Origin of the sequence: Erwinia magellanica, assembly GCF_039023495.1 — a bacterium.
Classification (GTDB): domain Bacteria; phylum Pseudomonadota; class Gammaproteobacteria; order Enterobacterales; family Enterobacteriaceae; genus Erwinia.
This window is the reverse complement of the sequence record NZ_JBCHVC010000008.1, coordinates 38945-53467: the sequence shown is the minus strand read 5'-3', so window position 1 is coordinate 53467 and position 14523 is coordinate 38945. Positions and strand designations below refer to the sequence as shown.

Below are 14523 nucleotides of genomic sequence, written 5' to 3'. Positions count from 1 at the left end.
CTTCTCCTTTGACTCACTATCCAGGGAAACTACTCTTCATCATCAATATGCTCTTTAATCATCACCAGGAAGGGCTTTCCGAACCGTTCCAGTTTCCTCTGACCTACGCCGTTAATACTCAGCATCTCGGAGGCGGTAATTGGCAGCTGTTCAGCCATCTCTATCAGCGTGGCGTCGTTAAAGACGACATAAGGAGGAATATTTTCCTCATCGGCAATCGCTTTACGCAGTTTTCGCAGCTTGGCGAACAGCTTGCGGTCATAATTGCCGCCAAAAGATTTTTGGCTGTTATTACGGGGCTTAACGCTGACCAGCCTGGGCACCGCCAGCATCAACGGCGCTTCGCCGCGTAAGATCGGCCGGGCCGCTTCCGTCAGCTGTAACGCAGAGTGCATGGCAATGTTCTGCGTCACCAGCCCAAGGTGGATCAGCTGGCGCAGCACGCTCACCCAGTGTTCGTTGCTCTGATCTTTACCGATACCGTAGACGGGCAATTTATCGTGCTGCATATCGCGGATGCGCTGATTATTCGCTCCACGCAGCACCTCAACGATATAGCCCATACCAAAGCGCTGGCCTACACGGTAAATACCGGATAGCGCTTTCTGCGCTTCCACCAGCCCGTCATAACGACGCGGCGGATCCAGACAGATATCGCAGTTGTCACAAGGCTGCTGACGCCCTTCACCAAAGTAGTTCAACAACACCAGACGACGGCAGGTTTGCGCTTCAGCGAACGCGCCCATCGCATTGAGCTTATGCCGTTCAATATCCTGTAACGGCCCCGGCGCTTTTTCATCCAGACAGCGACGCAGCCAGGCCATATCCGCCGGGTCGTACAGCATCAATGCTTCTGCTGGCAGGCCATCACGACCGGCACGGCCCGTCTCCTGATAGTAGGACTCGATATTACGGGGAATATCGAAGTGCACCACAAAACGCACGTTGGGTTTATTGATGCCCATGCCAAAGGCGACCGTCGCCACGACAATTTGCAGATCGTCACGCTGGAACGCTTCCTGAACCTGCGCGCGATGGGCGTTATCCATTCCGGCATGGTAAGCACCAACGCTCAGCCCACGGCTTTGCAGCCTGGCGGCGGTGTCTTCCACCTTCGCCCGGCTGTTACAATAGATGATGCCGCACTTACCGCGCTGATCCTGCACATAGCGCAGCAGCTGCTCGGTAGGCTTGAATTTTTCCACCAGCGTGTAGCGGATATTGGGGCGGTCAAAGCTACTGATCTGGATCAGCGGATCGTTTAATTGCAGCAACCGGGCGATATCATTTCGCGTCGTTTCATCGGCTGTTGCCGTCAGCGCCATGACCGGCACATCAGGCAGACGCTGACGAAGCTGGCCCAGCGCACCGTACTCAGGGCGGAAATCGTGCCCCCACTGAGAAATACAGTGCGCTTCATCCACGGCCAGCATCGCCGGGTTCCAGTGCAGCAGGTTATCGAGAAAATTATCCATCATCAGGCGTTCTGGCGCGATGTAGAGCAGCCTGATCCGTCCCGTCCGGCATCCAGCCATCACCTCCTGTTGCTCTTCACGGGTCTGCGAAGAGTTGAGACAGGCGGCGGCCACGCCGTTGGCCAGCAGCTGATCCACCTGATCTTTCATCAGCGAGATCAGCGGAGAAACCACCAAAGTCAGGCCTTCTCTCACCAGCGCCGGAATTTGATAGCAGAGCGACTTGCCGCCGCCGGTCGGCATCACGACCAGGCAGTCACGCCCTTTCAGTGAAGCCTGAATAATGGATTGTTGTCCTGGGCGAAAGTGCTGGTAGCCGAAGGTCTCTTGCAGTACCTGTTCCGCCAGCGCTTCCTGATTGATTACAGCAGCCGTAGACACGAATTCCCCAAATCTGATGACAGGTGAGCGAACCTGAGCCGCTCACCGGAAAGGCATTAAAACAGATCGTTCAGCATCACACCCACACCCACGCGCGTCTGGCGGTGGTTATAATCAATCAGCGATTCGCCGTAGCCGCTGAAGACCTGGGTATAGAAACGAACGTGGTTAGTGATCGGGTAGCTCCAGCCCATTTCCGCGCCACCGTAACCGCTATTCCAGTTATAGTTGCTTTTGACGCTGAAAATGCTTTCGCCCCATTGATAGCCAACGGTCAGACGATAATACCCCATGTACTTGGTGATATCCGGGTTATCATCATTATTTTCGCTTTCTGGAATGCGGAACCAGGGTTTGGCTTCCACCATCCAGTTGCCGTTCTGCGCCATCAGTCGGGCATAGACCCGGTTCCAGCTGCGTGAAGTGGGTTCCGAGCGCCCGTTTGACTGGTGGTTCAGGCCCGTTTCCACATCTCGCAGTGTCCAGCCAGCGAAGCTATAATCTGTCGCCCAGCCCAGGAAAATCTGCGGCTGATAGTCGGTTTCGCGGAACGGCGAAGATCCGGCACGGTTAGAGAGCTGCCACCACGATGTCTGAGTATACGAGGCTGCCAGCACCGAGTTGTCACCCAAAATGCCACGCCACAGCGGAAAGGCCAGGCTGAGCTGGAATTTCACTTCATCGTGCTTGGCATTGTCTGTCCAGTTATAGCTCTGGATAGCCTCTTTATTAATGTTGCTGGTATCGGTATACAGAACATAGTTGCTTTCGTAGGGGAACAGAACGAAAGGATTGTCATGCTTTTCCAGCAGGTTAGCGATAATACTGCCACGCACGGCTGGCTGGTCATGGACCTCGGTAACCGTGGCTTCTTGTGCCAGAACTAACGTGGGAAACAGGAAGGCTGCTGCCAGCAATCCTCTCAGCATAGGCATAATGTTCTCCAGAACAGAAACGGGGTAAGTGGGTAAAAAGCACGCCATTCTACACAGAAACCGGTACGGAGATTAGCGCTGTTTTTGTAAATTACAGCGCGCCCGAGCCTGGCACGGGCACCAGTTATTCTGTATCGACCATTTTTTTTGCGAGGACTTTTCATGATCTCTGCTGTTCCTCTGGCTCAGGAGGCTGCACGCCGCCTGATCGGTAATATTTTTGTCTGTGACATGCCGTTTAATCAGGCGTTGGGCCTGAAACTGGAGAGGCTTGAATCAGACTATGCTGAGCTGAGTTTTGCTAACCAGACCAAACTGGTGGGAAATGTCGCCCAGAAAATTCTGCACGGCGGCGTGATTGCCTCAGTGCTGGACGTAGCAGCAGGCTTAGTCTGCGTAACCAGTGCGCTAACCCGCCAGGAGAGCATTACTGAAGAGGAGCTTCGGCAGCGCCTTGCAAGGATGGGCACGATTGATCTGCGTGTTGATTATCTCCGACCAGGACGCGGCGAACAGTTTATCGCCACCAGCAGTCTGCTGCGCGGCGGGAATAAAGTTTCCGTCGCCCGCGTAGAACTGCATAACGATGCGGGTGTATATATTGCCAGCGCAACCGCCACCTATCTTACGGGTTAGCTGTTGAGTTACCCCGTTTACCCTTATCCCAATCACTGTTCTTTTCGGAGCCACGTTACATGGATGCGCAACAAACCCGGCAGGGGATCTTCTTTGCTCTCGGCGCTTATTTCATCTGGGGCATTGCGCCAGCCTATTTCAAACTGCTTCAGCAGGTCGCCCCAGGCGAGATCATCACTCACCGGGTGATCTGGTCCTTCTTTTTTATGCTGCTGCTGGTCAGCATCAGCCGTAACTGGGGTAAGGTGAAGCTGATCCTGCAACAGCCGAAAAAGGTGCTGCTGCTGGCGGTCTCCGCTACGGTCATCTGCGCAAACTGGCTGATTTTTATCTGGGCAGTCAATAATCACCATATGCTGGAAGCAAGCCTGGGCTACTTTATTAATCCACTGTTGAACGTGCTGGTGGGGATGCTGTTTCTGAAAGAGCGCTTCCGCTGGTTGCAATGGCTGGCGGTAGCGCTCGCCGCCTGTGGCGTACTGGTGCAGCTATGGAAGTTTGGCTCGGTGCCGATCGTTGCGCTTGGCCTGGCCGTCTCCTTTTCGCTCTATGGCCTGATCCGCAAAAAAATTGGGGTGGATGCGCAAACGGGTATGATGGTTGAAACCAGCTGGCTGCTGCCGGTCGCGGCTATCTATCTGTTTGGCTTTGCAGAAAGCCCCACCAGTCATCTGGATCAGAATCCCTGGTCACTCAACATGCTGCTGATAGCGGCGGGCGTAATAACCACTATTCCGCTGATGCTGTTCACCGCAGCCTGTAGCCGCTTGCGGCTCTCCACCGTCGGCTTTTTCCAGTACCTTGGCCCCACGCTGATGTTCCTGCTGGCGGTGATCTTTTATGGCGAGCAGCTGACGCAGGATAAAGCCGTCACCTTTGCCTTTATCTGGGCAGCGCTGGCGCTGTTTATTTTCGACGCCGTCTGGACGCTGAAGCGCAGACCAGCCACGGTCGCCGAAAGTTGAGAGATAAAAAAAACCCCGCCATGCGGGGTTTCGTTTGTGCGGCCCGGCGTTAAAGCCAGTTCTTACGCTTGAAGTAGGCATAGGGAGCCAGCCCCGCCAGGATCATCAGCGCTATGGCACCCGGATAGCCGAAGCTCCATTTCAGCTCGGGCATGAACTCAAAGTTCATGCCGTAGCTGGAAGCCACCAGCGTTGGCGGCAGAAAGACCACCGAGACCACCGAGAAGATCTTGATGATGCGGTTCTGTTCGATATTGATAAAGCCCATTGCCGCCTGCATCAGGAAGTTAACCTTCTGAAACAGCGATTCATTGTGCGGCAGCAGGGATTCGATATCGCGCAATATTTCCCGCGCCTGCTCCAGTTGATTGCCCGGCAGCCGCGCCTTGCGGACTAAAAAGTTCAGCGCACGCTGCGTATCCATCAGACACAAACGCACCTTCCAGCCGATATCTTCCAGTTCTGCCAGCGTTGAGAGCGCCGCATCAAACTCATCGCCCTGATGTCCTTCCATGATCACCCGGCTTAGCTTTTCCAGGTCGCTGTAGATGTTTTCGATTTCATCAGCCAGCTGTTCGATTTTGGTTTCAAACAGATCCAGCAAGAGTTCGTAGGCGTTGCCGTCAATCAGTATCTGATTACGCGCGCGCATCCGGTAAAGGCGAAACGCAGGCAGTTCCCGTTCACGAAGGGTGTAAAGGCGGCCTTCACGAATGGTAAACGCCACCGTGGAGTTACCGGCATGGTCTTCTGCATCTTCATAAAAGAAAAAGGAGTGGATATGCAGGCCATCTTCATCTTCGAAGAAACGCGCTGAAGCCTCAATGTCTTCCAGTTCAGGACGGGTCGCCAGGCTCTGGCCCAGTTCGTTCTGCACGCGATCGCGCTCGTTCTCCTCGGGTTCGATCAGATCGACCCACACCGAACTGGTCAGCTTATCGTCAGGTTCTTCCAGCTCAAGGCGGGTTAAGCGGCTTTGGTCGAGTTTAAATGCGCTCAGCATAGCTGTACTCCCAATTCACGGTCACAAATGGGACAAAGCGCTTGTACACGGGAAACAGAGGTTTCAGTCAGTGACTATTCTGACTCAGAGCGACGGAGATGCGGGATCGCCAACAACCACGAAGGCTATCGGCAGAAGAGGATAGCCTTAGGAGTTGTACCTGCTGAGCAGGTCAATGAGCCAGTATCTACTGGGTGTGTCCAAGGCGAATGTCCTCTCAGGGTAATGGTGCGCGCATGTTACGCTGTGCTGAAAATGACGTCAACATCAGAGCCGGGATAAATGTGCACCAAACATTGACATGCGTTAGCAAAGGTTAACAACCGGGCGGGACGAAGAAATTCGTCCCGCTGACAGGGGGTTAGACCGTTTCCAGTTTGGCATAGGCGGCCACCAGCCACTTAATGCCCTGGCCCTGGAAAGCCACCTGCAAACGGCTGTGTTCGCCGCTGCCTTCCAGATTGACGATAGTGCCTTCGCCAAACTTGGCGTGCCGCACCCGCTGGCCTAATTTAAAGCCGCTGTCATTCTGCGCCACCGGCGTTCCCATCCGCTGATGATTTACCGGGCGGGTAACGCTGGCCCGCAGACGCACCTCTTCCACACACTCAACCGGCAGCTCGCCGATAAAGCGTGAGGGGCGATGATAGACCTCTTTGCCATACAGGCGACGGGTTTCCGCATAGGTGAGGGTAAGCTTCTGCATGGCGCGCGTGACGCCAACATAGGCGAGACGGCGCTCCTCTTCCAGCCTGCCGCCCTCATCCAGCGACATCTGGCTGGGGAACATTCCCTCTTCCATGCCGACAATAAAGACCTGCGAGAATTCCAGACCTTTGGCAGAGTGCAGGGTCATCAGCTGTACCGCATCCTGCCACTTATCGGCCTGGCCTTCGCCCGCTTCCAGCGCAGCGTGGGAGAGGAAAGCTTGCAGCGGCATCAGATCTTCATCTTCATCCTGATAACTGTACTGCCGCGTGGCGTTCACCAGTTCCTCAAGGTTTTCAATTCGCGCCTGCCCCTTCTCGCCCTTCTCCTGGTCATACATCAGCCAGAGGCCGGAATCTTTGATCACCCGGTCAGTCTGCACATGCAGCGGCATCTCACTGGTTTCCTGTGCCAGAGAATCCACCAGCTCCGTAAAGCGTTGCAGCGCAGAAGCCGCCCGGCCCGCCAGCGCCTTTTCCTGCAACAGCGCGCGTGAACTTTGCCACAGCGTTAGCTGACGCTCACGAGCGGTCTGCCTGACAACATCCAGCGTCCGGTCACCGATGCCACGCGTGGGCGTGTTCACCACGCGCTCGAAGGCCGCATCATCGTTGCGGTTAGCAATCAGACGCAGATAAGCCAGAGAGTCTTTAATTTCCTGACGTTCGAAGAAGCGCATACCGCCGTAGATCCGGTAAGGCATGCTGGTTTGCAGCAGTGCCTCTTCCAGCACACGCGACTGGGCGTTGCTGCGATACAGAATGGCGCAGTCATTCAGCGCACCGCCCTTCTCCATCCAGACCTTAATACGGTTCACCACGAAGCGGGCTTCATCCAGCTCGTTGAAGGCGCAGTAAATAGCGATTGGCTCGCCGTCACTGCCGTCCGTCCACAGCTCTTTACCAAGACGACCGCTGTTATTGGCAATCAGGGCGTTCGCCGCTTTCAGGATGTTGTTGGTGGAGCGGTAGTTCTGCTCCAGACGGATGGTTTCCGCGCCCCTGAAGTCGTTAAGGAAGCGTTGAATATTCTCTACCTGCGCCCCACGCCAGCCATAAATCGACTGATCGTCATCGCCAACAATGATCACTTTCCCGCTGTCGCCCGCCAGCATGCGGATCCAGGCGTACTGAATATTGTTGGTATCCTGGAATTCGTCCACCAGCACGTTAGTGAAACGCTCGCGGTAGTGGTTAAGAATATGCGGCTTATTGAGCCACAGCTCATGGGCACGCAGCAGCAGCTCGGCGAAGTCGACCAGTCCGGCACGATCGCACGCTTCCTGATAGGCCTGATAGATCCGCAGCCAGGTTTGCTCAATGGGGTTGCCGTAGCTTTCGATATGCTTTGGTCTTAAGCCTTCATCTTTTTTGCCGTTGATGTACCACATGCCCTGCCGTGCGGGCCACTGTTTATCATCCAGGTTCATCGCCTTAATCAGGCGCTTCAGCAGTCGCAGTTGGTCTTCGCTGTCAAGGATTTGGAAATCCTGGGGCAGGTTAGCATCCAGGTGGTGCGCACGCAGCAGGCGGTGCGCCAGCCCGTGGAAGGTACCGATCCACATCCCGCCCTGACTGGTGCCGATCAGTTGCTCAATGCGGTGGCGCATCTCCGCAGCAGCCTTGTTGGTAAAGGTCACCGCCATGATCGAATAAGGAGAGCAGTTCTCTACCGCCAGCAGCCAGGCAATCCGGTGAACCAGTACACGGGTTTTGCCGCTGCCAGCCCCTGCCAGCACCAGCAAATTGCTGCGCGGCGCGGCTACGGCCTCGCGTTGTTTGTCATTCAAGCTGTCTAGCAGGTCTGAAACGTCCATAGGCACCGTCAGAAAAGGGGGAGCGACAGGCGCTCCACTGGATATTTAACCAGTTTATTATATCAGCGCAGTCAGCGATGCCAACTGCGAAATTTCCAGCGTGGGCAGCAGGCGGGCATCGGCGATATGCCGCAGGTTACCGTTATGCAAATTGATCCAGCAGGCTTGCATGCCGCAGCGCACTGAACCTGCCACATCGGTGGTCAGGTCATCGCCCACATGAAGAATGCTTGCCAGCGGCAGATTGAGCTTTTCCGCGGCCGCGTGATACATATCTTCATAAGGTTTGGCGCGACCATCCGGCCCGGCGCGCAGGATAAATTTAAAGTATTTATCCAGGCCAAACAGATGAGGCTCTGCATTACCGTTGGTGACAGCCACCAGCGGGATACGCTCTGCCAGCGCCGCCAGCGTAACGTGCGTCTCTTCCGGCACCTCAATTTTGCTGCGCCACTGGGCGAAGTTGGCCATCACAGCCCGGGAACCTTCATCAGCCTCACGGGCATTGAGACCCACTTTCAGCATCGCCAGCTCCACCGCACGACGACGCCATTCGCTGACGTCATGGTAGATCTCCGGCTCCTGTTCGCGCAGGCTGTCGCGCAGCTGCTGATAGTGTTCAACGCTGAATTCATTCAGGGCGGGATGGTAAGACTGAAGAAACGCATGGGACTCTTTAGTGGTACGCAGGATCACCGGACGGTTATCGTACAGCGTGTCGTCCAGGTCAAAAGTCATCGCTGCAACAGGGCGCAGCGGTCGGTAAAAGTGCATCAGGATTTTCCTCGTTTGGCACGGGGATGGGCAGCATCGTAAACCGAAGCCAGGTGCTGGAAGTCAAGATGGGTATAAATTTGCGTGGTGCTGAGATTTGCGTGGCCAAGCAGCTCCTGGACCGCACGCAGGTCGCCGCTGGACTCCAGCATATGCGTGGCAAAGGAGTGGCGAAGCTTATGCGGATGGATATGGCTGGAGACGCCCTGCTTCACACCCCATTCAGCAAACCTTTTCTGTACGTTGCGGGCCGACATCCGTTTGCCCTGCTTTGAGAGAAACACCGCCTGGTCTTCTGGCGCAAACAGCTCGCGCATCTCCAGCCAGTGCTCCATCCACTGCACGGCCGTGCGGCCTATCGGCAGACGCCGCTCTTTACTGCCTTTACCCACGACCCAGACTTCGCCGGAGGCTAAATCCAGATGGCCGGTATCAATTCCCACCAGCTCAGAGAGACGCAGGCCTGCACCGTACATGATCTCCAGCATGGCGCGGTCGCGCACCGCCAGCGGATCGTTTAGGTCGATATCCAGCAGGCGGCTGACTTCATCCACATCAATATTTTTGGGCAGATGGCGCGGCGCGCGCGGCGTAGCGACACCTTTGGCGGGATTGGCCTTGAGAACCCCCTGGCTGATTTGCCAGTCGAGGAAACTGCGTAACGCAGAGAGGCGTAAGGCCAGACTGGCGGGCTTCAGGCCACCCCGGCGACTTTTTGCTGCCAGTGACCGGACCTGTGCCGCATCCAGCTTATCCCAGGCAGAGAGATTCATTTCAGTCAGCAACGCAATGCAGGCAGAGAGCTGCCGCTGATAATTGGTTTGCGTAAGCGGGCTGAGCTGCCGCTCCACCTTCAGGTAGCGCAGGAAGCCCTCTACGGCAGGCAGAAGCGGCGAGTCGCTACTCATGCGCGTTCAATCCAGCGCGTCAGGAGTTCAGGTAACATCAGAGACAAATGCTGCAACAGCACGGTGCCCATTCCTGACTGATAGTGCTGGCTGTCGCGGCTACTGAAAATCAGCACGCCCAGGTCGCCCTGCTCGCCCATCAGTGACATGGCGACCGAGCCAATCGCTTTAGCCTGAGGCAGCAGTAACAGCAGTTCGGGGCCGTTAAGGTTGCCCAGATAATGCTGCTGTTTGCCCAGGCGCTGAATACGCACCGCCTCAAAAGCAGGACGGGAAAGCGCCAGCTGAGTAAAGTCCGAAGGTGCGCCAATGCGCCATTTTTCACTGAACAGACGCACGTTCGCTCCCGCCAGCCCAAGCTCTCGCGCCCAGCGGTGCAGTCGGTTGAGCATATCGTGCAGGCTGTCGGCAGAAGAGAGACGCGCCTGCAAAGATAACAGGCGACTGAACAGCTGCTGGTTGGCGCTGGCCTGCTCCATCAGCAGGGTAATCTCTTCTTCCAGCTGAGTGATGTGGTTGCGCTGGCGAGCCAGCTGCCACTCAACCAGAGAAACCGTGCCGCGAACGGGGTGCGGCACCACCATCTGCTCTACCTGGCGGGCATTGCGGATAAAGAAGTCCGGATTTTGCAGCAGGAAGTCGCTGACGGCGCGATCGTCCATCAGCTCGCCTGACGCCTGTTGTTCTCCGACATTTTTCATAAATGGATAAATCCGTCATAAACGTGGGTGGCAGGTCCGGTCATATACAGCGGGTGGCCGGGGCCTTTCCAGGCAATGTTTAAGCTGCCGCCTGGCAGGTCGACACGAACTTTTTCCGCCAGCAACGCCTGCTGAATACCTACCGCAACGGCGGCACAAGCCCCGCTGCCGCAGGCCTGTGTTTCACCAGCGCCACGTTCATAAACGCGCAGGCGAATATGTTCGCGGCTGACAACTTCCATAAAGCCGACGTTGACCCGCTCCGGGAAGCGCTCATGGCTTTCCAGCACCGGCCCCAGGCTTTCTACGGCGGCGGTTTTTACGCTCTCTACGGTCAGCACACAATGCGGGTTGCCCATTGAAACCACGCCGCACATGATCGTCTGTTCCGCCGCGCGCATCAGATAGAGGTTTTCCGCTTTGTTGGCGCGGAAAGGAACCTGTTGCGGTTCGAAATTGGGTTCGCCCATATTGACGCAGACCATTTCATCCTGCGTCACGCTGAGCACCATGCGGCCCGTTTGTGTACTGACGCGGATATCATTTTTGTTGGTCAGCCCTTTCAGCCGCACGAAGCGGGCAAAACAGCGCGCGCCGTTACCGCACTGGGCAACTTCGCTGCCATCGGCGTTGAAGATGCGGTAATGGAAGTCGAGATCGGGATCGTAGGGCGGCTCCACGATCAGCAGCTGATCGAAGCCGATCCCCAGATGACGATCTGCCAGACGCCGGATCAGTTCTGGCGAGAAGTAGACGTTTTGCGTCACGGCGTCGACAACCATAAAATCATTGCCCAGACCGTGCATTTTGGAGAACTGCATTTTTGGCTCCAACGAGTGCGTCATAATTTACTGAGCCGATGGCATTTCCGTTTCAGTGGTCGACGTTCCGCTCTCTGTTCCATCCTGAGAAGAGATCGTAGTTGAGCTCTGATTTGTTGAGGTGCCGGACGCCGTACCGCTGTTCTGGTCTGGTGAGGTTGTTTCGACAGAGGAGCGATCGGTGGTCGTCACGGAAGTCTGGCCACTGCTGTCAGTGGTTTGCTGCTTTGGCTGTTCCTGCGGCGGGAAGTACAAAGGTCCTTTCAGTCCGCAACCTGCCAGGCTGGCTACAGCCAGTACCAGCGCCATCCGGCAAATTATTTTGTTCATGCTTATTCTGCTCGTTATCGGTGCCTGTTGATTGCCTATCATCGCAGGTGAAGTGCCAAAAGCAACAGGAAAAGCTGATCTGTTGCGGCGGAAGGCATTCCGCCAAAGCATCCTTTATGCAGCGGAAGGCATTCCGCTAAAGCATACTTAATGCGGCGGAAGGCATTCCGCCAAAGCATCCTTAATGCGGCGGAAGGCATTCCGCCAAAGCATCCTTTATGCGGCGAAAGGCATTTCACCAAAGCATACTTAATGCGGCGGAAGGCATTCCGCCAAAGCAACCTTTATGCAGCGGAAGGCATTCCGTCAAAGCATACTTAATGCGGCGGAAGGCATTCCGCCAAAGCATACTTAATGCGGCGGAAGGCATTTCACCAAAGCATCCTTTATGCAGCGAAAGGCATTCCACCAAAACACCCTAATCGCGGCAGAGCATCAATGCATTTGATAGCGCTGAGCGTAGTCGTCGTTGGCATCGTAGTCGGGAACGGTGGCGCAAAGCTGGGCCAGCGTCTGGCTACGGAAAGGAATAACCTGGAAACGGTTATCAACGCTCACAATCTGATAGAACTGCGGCAAATTGAAATTGATAAAGCTGGAACCATAGGTAAAACGGTCATGGGAAGAGGAGTAGAAGCGGCTGACGTCGCGCACAAGCTCCTCTTTACTGCCTTCACAATGGTGATAGATCTCTACCCGGTTGGTTTCATCCAGAATATAGATATTGAAGCCGCGATCGTCCCTGGTATCTTCAAAGAAGAACTGAATCAGCCCTTCACTGGCATAGCCGTTCACCACCGCAGGCAGCCGGGACTGATCGGTTTCCACTTTGATCGACAAACCGTGCAGTTTGTTGTTAGAGATAGCCCCATAGAATTCCACGGCATTCTCCAGCTTCTGCACAGAGACGCTAAGGCGCTCAAAGAACAGCCCCCAGGTTTGCCCGGCAACGCGAACGGCCTTGAACCGCCCCGGTTCCTGACGCGTACTGGAGAGGCGCAGCTCAATACATTCTGAAACCAGCTGCTGAACGCGGGTACGAATTAACCCACGCAAATGCTGGCTGTAGCAGAACACCTCTACGGAATCGGGCGGAGCCGCATCCTGATGCATTTTGCCAAGAATCGTTTTCAGCCCTTCAATCATCGCCTGCTCGCCGTTGAAATGCAGCGTTCGCACCTCATTCCACGAGTTGCGATAGAGCAGATCGATACTGCCAATCAGGCATTGCTGCTGCTGACCAAAGCTGAACACGTCCAGCTTGCGGAAATCAAAATGCACCACCTGATTGCGGAAGGCGGCCGTCGGGTCATATTCCAGGTTGACGATAATCGCCAGATGACGGATTTCGCACGGGCTGTAGAGCGCTTTCGGCGTTGGAGAGGGCACACGCAGCGGGAAATGGTGTGAGACATCCGCTACCAGCTCCTGCAAACGGGCCAAATCACAGGTCTCATTGCCTTTAATATGCAAACGCGTTTTGCTGGTCAACAGGCCGTTGAACCACGCCCAGGCCACCAGCTTGTTAAGATAACGGTTATATTCCAGCGGCTGATGACTGATAATCGACTGCATATCGGGCGACTGATTATAAAGATACCAGCCGGCGCGGTTGGCGCGCCCATGCGGGACATGAATAAAGGTCAGATGCGACTCAGAGAGATCGGGTGAAATCTGTGGGTTCACCAGGGTCACTTTACCCGGCAGCGCTTCAAACGCCGCATAGAGCTTGCGGGTCAATACGCCAATATCCTGCGGGCTGGCGCTGACGCTCAGATTATTGCGGCGGGCGAAGCGGATCAGATTGCGATAACTCTGCATCATCGCATCCAGCAATTCATTGTGCGCTTCCCGTACGCGACCGATCTTCCAGTCCGCGCGGCTGTCCAGGATTGTAAGACGCTCGGCATCCCAACCCCATTCCGTCACCAGCTGGTTAAGGATCTCACGCCGCCAGCCTGAGTCTTTGGCCTCTACCGACAGCTTTTCACACACTTTCAGATAGAAGCAGCGGCGAACCAGATCAAGCCGCGCATGGTCATCAATGCTGGTGAGATAGTGCGTCACCCTTTCCAGCATCATGCAGTAAGGATCCAGCCCATAAGAGACGATTTCACCATCATGCAGGCGCTGTTTAATATCCATCGCCAGCAATTTAGTACTGGGGTATTCCCAGGAGTACGCCTCAAGCAGCAGCGTTTTCAGCACGGCCTTGTAAGGCGAGTCGATACTTTTATAGAGCTGCCACAGGCTGGCGCCAAAATACTCTTCCGCAGAGAGCGTATCCAGGCCGCCCAGATCAAGCCACTCATTTGGGGTCAGTACACCCTTTTGATAGAGTGACATGACGTAGTCATCGTAATGCTCCTCCTCCTCGCCCGGTACCATATTCCACAGAATACGCTTACCGGCGAGTCGGACGGCCGTACGGTAAAATTCATCCAGTAACAGGATATGCTGAGTGGAACCGCAGTCTTCTCCGCCGAGACTGCCGCTTTCGTTATGGCGGAAGCGATTTTCATCAATCAGGAAGAAGCTGGCTTCCACGCCCATCGACGCACACCATTTTTGCAGCAGGTTACATTTTTTGTGCAGCGACAGCCGCTCTTCATTATCCAGCCAGGATTGGTGACAAACCCAGATATCCAGGTCAGAAGTCAGGTTTTGCCCAACGGAAGAGGTGCTGCCCATGGAGTAGACGCCGGTGATCGGCAGCTCGCCTTGTGGAGGCGTGGCAGCAAAGGAACCAGATTTTTGTTCTAAATCATTAAGATAAGCAGTCTGGCTTTCATCAGGCGTGTAAAAGCTGATGCCATGTGGAACGTTACCTTCAAGGTAACCCGGCATCAGCGGATGATGATAATGTAATAAGGTTGGCAGCAGACTGTAAACCTGTTGGAACGAAGGTCCCATGGCAGCCAGAGCGCGATCTACGCGCAGCTGGTTGATGGCATCCAGTCTCTGTTTCAGTGTCTCTATATAGAGGTACAAGACGTCTCGCCTGATTGTCCCAGTGCTAATAAAAAAACCCTGTTTCCCAAATCCGCCGCTTGATTTGAATATAATCGTG

At 55.2% G+C, this 14523-nt stretch carries 12 protein-coding genes and 1 pseudogene; 2 read left to right on the top strand and 11 right to left on the bottom strand.

Annotated features, from left to right (window positions below; translation table 11 throughout):
* Positions 1–29 precede the first annotated feature (29 nt).
* Positions 30–1856, bottom strand: coding sequence for an ATP-dependent DNA helicase RecQ (recQ, locus tag AAH450_RS20265; protein WP_342911807.1), 1827 nt, complete (start codon positions 1854–1856; stop codon positions 30–32).
* A gap of 56 nt (positions 1857–1912) precedes the next feature.
* The gene (gene pldA, locus AAH450_RS20260) at positions 1913–2791 is read right to left on the bottom strand and encodes a phospholipase A (RefSeq protein WP_342911806.1); all 879 of its coding nucleotides are present in this window, start codon (positions 2789–2791) and stop codon (positions 1913–1915) included.
* 162 nt (positions 2792–2953) lie between these two features.
* Between pldA and AAH450_RS20255 the strand changes: the two genes are divergently transcribed.
* Together AAH450_RS20255 and rarD are read left to right on the top strand one after the other, a co-directional pair.
* Positions 2954–3427 carry a thioesterase family protein gene (locus tag AAH450_RS20255; protein ID WP_342911805.1) on the top strand — a complete coding sequence of 158 codons (474 nt, stop codon included), beginning with the start codon at positions 2954–2956 and terminating at the stop codon, positions 3425–3427.
* Between the two features lie 59 nt (positions 3428–3486).
* Entirely contained in the window at positions 3487–4392 is a 906-nt protein-coding gene (gene rarD / locus AAH450_RS20250) for an EamA family transporter RarD (protein WP_342911804.1), read from the top strand.
* 49 nt (positions 4393–4441) lie between these two features.
* On the opposite strand, the gene corA is transcribed toward rarD, so the two are convergent.
* The 9 genes and pseudogenes from corA to AAH450_RS20210 form a co-directional block, all read right to left on the bottom strand.
* Positions 4442–5395, bottom strand: coding sequence for a magnesium/cobalt transporter CorA (corA, locus tag AAH450_RS20245; RefSeq protein ID WP_342911803.1), 954 nt, complete (start codon positions 5393–5395; stop codon positions 4442–4444).
* A 147-nt stretch (positions 5396–5542) separates the two neighbouring features.
* Positions 5543–5599 (bottom strand): YsgD/CorL family protein, encoded by a 57-nt coding sequence (gene ysgD / locus AAH450_RS21190; protein WP_412916730.1) that lies wholly within the window; start codon positions 5597–5599, stop codon positions 5543–5545.
* 157 nt (positions 5600–5756) lie between these two features.
* Entirely contained in the window at positions 5757–7919 is a 2163-nt protein-coding gene (gene uvrD, locus AAH450_RS20240) for a DNA helicase II (protein WP_318792133.1), read from the bottom strand.
* A 57-nt stretch (positions 7920–7976) separates the two neighbouring features.
* Positions 7977–8693: a 5-amino-6-(5-phospho-D-ribitylamino)uracil phosphatase YigB gene (gene yigB / locus AAH450_RS20235; protein WP_342911802.1), complete on the bottom strand. Its 717-nt coding sequence runs from the start codon at positions 8691–8693 to the stop codon at positions 7977–7979.
* A complete protein-coding gene (xerC, locus tag AAH450_RS20230; protein ID WP_318792135.1) occupies positions 8693–9601 on the bottom strand; it encodes a tyrosine recombinase XerC in 909 nt (302 codons plus the stop codon). The genes yigB and xerC overlap by 1 nt, the downstream gene beginning before the upstream one ends.
* Positions 9598–10302: a DUF484 domain-containing protein gene (locus AAH450_RS20225; protein WP_342911801.1), complete on the bottom strand. Its 705-nt coding sequence runs from the start codon at positions 10300–10302 to the stop codon at positions 9598–9600. Before AAH450_RS20225 ends, xerC begins: the two co-directional genes overlap by 4 nt.
* Positions 10299–11123 (bottom strand): diaminopimelate epimerase, encoded by an 825-nt coding sequence (gene dapF / locus AAH450_RS20220; RefSeq protein ID WP_318792137.1) that lies wholly within the window; start codon positions 11121–11123, stop codon positions 10299–10301. Before dapF ends, AAH450_RS20225 begins: the two co-directional genes overlap by 4 nt.
* Positions 11124–11341: 218 nt before the next feature.
* A pseudogene (gene lptM / locus AAH450_RS20215) lies at positions 11342–11453 on the bottom strand (LPS translocon maturation chaperone LptM); the annotation flags it as partial.
* Between the two features lie 435 nt (positions 11454–11888).
* Positions 11889–14444 (bottom strand): class I adenylate cyclase, encoded by a 2556-nt coding sequence (locus tag AAH450_RS20210; RefSeq protein WP_342911800.1) that lies wholly within the window; start codon positions 14442–14444, stop codon positions 11889–11891.
* Between the last annotated feature and the right edge of the window lie 79 nt (positions 14445–14523).

Bases quoted from the DNA above. Each gene is read 5' to 3' on its own strand.
- pldA (WP_342911806.1), bottom strand. From the start codon at position 2,791: ATGCCTATGCTGAGAGGATTGCTGGCAGCAGCCTTCCTGTTTCCCACG.
- AAH450_RS20255 (WP_342911805.1), top strand. From the start codon at position 2,954: ATGATCTCTGCTGTTCCTCTGGCTCAGGAGGCTGCACGCCGCCTGATC.
- rarD (WP_342911804.1), top strand. From the start codon at position 3,487: ATGGATGCGCAACAAACCCGGCAGGGGATCTTCTTTGCTCTCGGCGCT.
- corA (WP_342911803.1), bottom strand. From the start codon at position 5,395: ATGCTGAGCGCATTTAAACTCGACCAAAGCCGCTTAACCCGCCTTGAG.
- uvrD (WP_318792133.1), bottom strand. From the start codon at position 7,919: ATGGACGTTTCAGACCTGCTAGACAGCTTGAATGACAAACAACGCGAG.
- yigB (WP_342911802.1), bottom strand. From the start codon at position 8,693: ATGCACTTTTACCGACCGCTGCGCCCTGTTGCAGCGATGACTTTTGAC.
- xerC (WP_318792135.1), bottom strand. From the start codon at position 9,601: ATGAGTAGCGACTCGCCGCTTCTGCCTGCCGTAGAGGGCTTCCTGCGC.
- AAH450_RS20225 (WP_342911801.1), bottom strand. From the start codon at position 10,302: ATGAAAAATGTCGGAGAACAACAGGCGTCAGGCGAGCTGATGGACGAT.
- dapF (WP_318792137.1), bottom strand. From the start codon at position 11,123: ATGCAGTTCTCCAAAATGCACGGTCTGGGCAATGATTTTATGGTTGTC.